This window comes from Saccharothrix hoggarensis, assembly GCF_042678885.1.
GTDB classification, from domain to species: Bacteria; Actinomycetota; Actinomycetes; order Mycobacteriales; family Pseudonocardiaceae; genus Actinosynnema; species Actinosynnema hoggarensis.
On sequence record NZ_JBHTLK010000364.1, the window covers coordinates 1 to 4,134 of the forward strand.

4 protein-coding genes and 1 pseudogene are annotated in these 4,134 nt (G+C 73.7%); 1 reads left to right on the top strand and 4 read right to left on the bottom strand.

Features of this window, described 5'->3' with window-relative positions:
• The 4 genes and pseudogenes from ACFQ3T_RS34740 to ACFQ3T_RS34755 form a co-directional block, all read right to left on the bottom strand.
• Positions 1-270: pseudogene (locus ACFQ3T_RS34740) on the bottom strand (CAP domain-containing protein); the annotation flags it as partial.
• Positions 271-514: 244 nt separating this feature from the next.
• Entirely contained in the window at positions 515-1,798 is a 1,284-nt protein-coding gene (locus ACFQ3T_RS34745) for a HAMP domain-containing sensor histidine kinase (protein ID WP_380730071.1), read from the bottom strand.
• Complete coding sequence (locus ACFQ3T_RS34750; RefSeq protein ID WP_380730074.1) at positions 1,795-2,475, bottom strand: response regulator transcription factor; 681 nt, start codon at positions 2,473-2,475, stop codon at positions 1,795-1,797. Before ACFQ3T_RS34750 ends, ACFQ3T_RS34745 begins: the two co-directional genes overlap by 4 nt.
• Positions 2,476-2,523: 48 nt before the next feature.
• The gene (locus ACFQ3T_RS34755) at positions 2,524-3,060 is read right to left on the bottom strand and encodes a TetR/AcrR family transcriptional regulator (protein ID WP_380730076.1); all 537 of its coding nucleotides are present in this window, start codon (positions 3,058-3,060) and stop codon (positions 2,524-2,526) included.
• 134 nt (positions 3,061-3,194) lie between these two features.
• Here ACFQ3T_RS34755 and ACFQ3T_RS34760 point away from each other — a divergent pair, with 134 nt between their 5' ends.
• On the top strand, positions 3,195-3,977 hold the full coding sequence (locus tag ACFQ3T_RS34760) for an SGNH/GDSL hydrolase family protein (protein WP_380730078.1): 783 nt from the start codon (positions 3,195-3,197) through the stop codon (positions 3,975-3,977).
• Positions 3,978-4,134 lie beyond the last annotated feature (157 nt).

Genomic DNA, 4,134 nt, shown 5'->3' on the forward strand with positions numbered 1-4,134 from the left:
GGAGGTGGACACCGGGGGCGCGGCCGGCGGGGAGGACGGCGGGGTGGTCGTGCCCCCCGCGGACGTCGTGCCCCCCGCGGACGTCGTGCCCGCCAGGTCCGGCGCGGTGGTCGGCGCGGCCCAGGCGTCGGCGTGCGACGTGGTGCGGACCGTGGTGGTGGCGGTCGCCGTGATCAGGGCCGTCCCGTCGGGGTGCTCGCACCCGGCCAGGGCGAGCCCGGCGAGGACGACGACCGGCAGCACACCACTCACACTGCTCTTGCGCGACACGCGAAAAACCTCAATCTGCATTCGGCGGTATTCGGGCACGGCGACCGCATGCGCGCTTCTTCGCAGGGTAAGCGTGCTGCGGTCGCCGCACCGAACGGGGAACCGGTCGAACCTGGCAAGGGGGAGAGCGCTGCGGTCGACCCGAATTCCAGGAATGACTTTATCCGGTATTCCACAACTGTCAACATCGACTTATTTAAGGAACATTTAAACTTGGCATCAGGCGCGGAAAAGGCGCCCGGTGTCAGGCTCGCTCCTCGGCCAGGCCGAGCCGCAGCCGGACCCGCGTGCCGCCCAGCGGTCCCCGGTCGACGGTGAGGGAGCCGCCGGTGGACTCGGCGGCCCGGCGGGCGATGTCCAGTCCGAGGCCGGTCGAGCCCGAGCCGCTGCTCCCCCGCCGCAACGCCGCTTCCAGGTCCTCGATGCCCGGCCCGGCGTCCTCCACCACGACCACCACCCGGTCGGGCTGGTGGAACAGCGCCACCACGAACCCGACCCCCTCGGGCGTGTGCCGGAAGACGTTGCCCAGCACGGCGTCCATGGCCGCGGCCAGGTCGCTGCGGGTCAGCGGGACGATCGCCCGCCGCTCGGTGCCGCGCAGGTTCCACAGCCGCTGCTGGTCGTCGGCGAGGGCGGACCAGAACACCAGCCGGTCGTGCACGACCTGGGCGGCGTCGCACCGGCCGCCGTCGGGGTCGTCCAGTTCCCGGCGGGCGGCCCGGACGAGTTCGTTGACCTCGCGTTCGAGCGCGTGCACGGCCTGCCGGACGCGATTGGCGTTGGGGTCCTGGCCGAGCGTTTCCGAATCGAGCCGCAACGCGGTGAGCGGGGTGCGCAGCCGGTGCGACAGGTCGGCCAGCAGTTCGCGTTCGTTGGCCAGCAGCTGGCCGATCCGATCGGCCATCCGGTTGAACGCGCCGCCCGCGTCCAGCAATTCCGGCGGACCACTGGGCGTCACCCTGGTCGTGAGATCGCCCTGGCCCATTTTGCGCGCGCCCTCGGCCAACGCGGCGGCGGATTTCACGACCCGCGCGCCGAGGCGGTCCGCGACGAGCACCGAACCGAGCACCAGGACGACCGCGACGCCGCTGAGCGCGAGCCACGCCTGGGTGACGCCGCGGGACAGCTCCGACTCCGGCACGTACGCCTCCACCACCGCCACCCGGTCCTCGGGCAGCAGCACGGGCTGGAGGTGCACGAACCCGGACGCGACGCGCTCGGTGGACGCCCGGCCCTGCTCGCGTGCGGCCCGGAGCTGGTCCTCGGTGGCCATCGGCACCCCGACGACCCCGCCGTCCGCCAGGTGCACCGCGAGGCGGCCGGCGGTCGTGCTGGCGAGGGCCTGACCGACGGACGCCGGGTCGCCGGTGATCACCAGGACCGGTGTGAGCGCGCCCGCGAGGCGTTCGGCGTCGGTCAGCGCCCGGTCCTCGGCGAGCTGCCGCACCACCAGGGCCAGCGGGATCAGGAACGCCAGCGCCACCATCGACGTGACGGCGAGCGAGACGAGCGCGAGCGACCTCCTCACTCGGCCGCCGTGAGCTTGAACCCGACACCGCGCACGGTGTGCAGGTAGCGGGGCTGGGCGGCCCGTTCGCCGAGCTTGCGGCGCAGCCAGGACAGGTGCACGTCGAGCGTCTGGTCGTCGTGCCGGCCGGGCAGGTTCCACAGGTTGGCGAGCAGCTCGGCGCGCGGCACCACCTTGCCCTCGCGGGCGGCGAGGTAGGCGAGGAGGTCGAACTCCTTGCGGGTCAGGTTCAGCTCGCGGCCGTCGAGCCGGGCCTCGCGGCGGTCGAGGTCGACGGTGAGCCGGCCGATCCGGAACGGCGCGGGCGCGGGTTCCTTGCGCGCCCGCCGCAGCACGGCGGACAGCCGCGCGGCCAGGTGCTCGCTGGAGAACGGCTTCACGAGGTAGTCGTCGGCGCCCGCGTTGAGGAGCCGGACGATCTCGCTCTCGTCGTCGCGGGCGGTGGCGACGATGACGGGCACGTCGCACACGCCGCGCATCATCCGCAGCGCGTCCGCGCCGTCCATGTCGGGCAGCCCGAGGTCGAGCACGACGAGGTCGAACCCGCCGCCGGTGATCTCCCGCAGCGCCTCCAGCGCGGTGCCGACGGGCAGGACGGCGTGCCCCAGCCCGGTCAACGCCCGCGTCACCGCCGACCGCACCACCGGGTCGTCCTCGACGAGCAGCACCGAGACCATGGCGGGCACGGTAACGCGGCCCGGTGGGCGCGTGATCGCACGGGGACCTCAGCGCGGCTCCGGGTGGAACAACCCGTCCAGCAGCACGGGGATCGCGCGCCGAGGGTCGGGGGTCGAGTCGACGGCCGCCTGCAGCATCGTCAGCACGACGACCACGTCGTCCAGCACGACGCCGCCGCGGAGGTGGCCCGCCGCCTGGGACAGGGCGAACGGGCCGCGCAACGCGTCCAGCAGCCGGCGCACGTGCCCACGCTGGTCGGGCTCGGGGAACCGGCGCAGCTCGTCGACCAGCGGGCGCATCGACACCTGGTACGCCATGACGGCGCCCAGCAGCGCGCGGAACGCGGCGGGGTCGTGGGCGTTGCGCTCGGCCGCCTCCGCCAGCACGCCCAGGTGCCGCCGCGCCACGGCCAGCAGCAGGGCGCGGCGGTCGGGGAAGTGCCGGTACACCGTCGCCTGGCCGAGGCCGGCGAGCCGGGCGACCTGCGCCAGCGACGGGGTCGTGCCCCGGACCACCAGCTCCTCGGCCACGCGGATGATCGACGCCCGGTTCCTCAGGGCGTCGCTGCGGCGCGGAACGGTCATGGCGGCACCCCGGCGAAGCGGTCCAGGTTACTCGCAAGTAACGAGAATAGCACCGTCTGTGATCCCTCGGAACGCCTTCGTAACGTCGGCGACCTGCCGCCTTCACCCCAGTGATCTCCGAGGAAGGACCGGACGTGCGCGGACGTCTTCTGAAGGTCGTGTGCGCGGTGCTGCCCGCCGCCCTGGCCGTCATGCTCACCTCGACCGGGGCGCGAGCCGCGGCCCCCGTCGACTACGTCGCCCTCGGCGACTCGTACTCCTCCGGGACGGGCGCGCCGCCGTACGTCAGCGGCTCGTGCTTCCGCAGCCCGCGCGGCTACGCCCAGCTCTGGGCGGACACCCACGCCGTGTCGTCGTTCAAGTACGCCGCCTGCGGCGGTGGCACCACGCAGAGCATGACCGACCAGTTCGCCGCGCTCGACGCGGGCACCGACCAGGTCACGATCACCATCGGGGGCAACGACGTCGGCTTCGCCAACACGATGATCACCTGCGTCACCGGCAGCGACAGCAGCTGCGTCAACGCCGTCGACAACGGGATCGCGGCCGCCCGCACCACGTTGCCCGCGCGGCTCGACACCACCTACGCCACCATCCGCGACCGCGCCCCGAACGCCACCGTGATCGTCCTGGGCTACCCGAGGCTGGTCGAACCGACCGGCACGTGCCTCAACACCACCAAGCGCACCGCCCTGAACCGGGGCGCGGACGCCCTGCACGAGGTGATCTCCGCCCGGGCCGCGGCCGCCGGCGTCCGGTACGTCGACGCCCGCGCCCACTTCGCGGGCCACGGCGCCTGCGGCCGGTCGCCGTGGATCAACCAGTTCTCGCTGTTCCGGCTGGCGGAGTCGTTCCACCCCAACGCCACCGGCTACAGCCAGGGCTACCTGGCGCTGCTCAACGGCGTCACCGGCTGACCGGCCCGGCCGGGTGGCGTGGGCTCCCGTCCACGCCACCCGTCCACGCCACCCGTCCACGCCACCCGTCCACGCCACCTGGCCACACCCGCCGCCCATGCCCGTCGTCCACGCCGCCCGGCCACACCGCCCGCCACGCCACCCGGCCCCGCCGCCT

Excerpts from the sequence above, each read along its gene's own strand:
- ACFQ3T_RS34755 (WP_380730076.1), bottom strand. The coding sequence starts at position 3,060 with ATGACCGTTCCGCGCCGCAGCGACGCCCTGAGGAACCGGGCGTCGATC.
- ACFQ3T_RS34750 (WP_380730074.1), bottom strand. The coding sequence starts at position 2,475 with ATGGTCTCGGTGCTGCTCGTCGAGGACGACCCGGTGGTGCGGTCGGCG.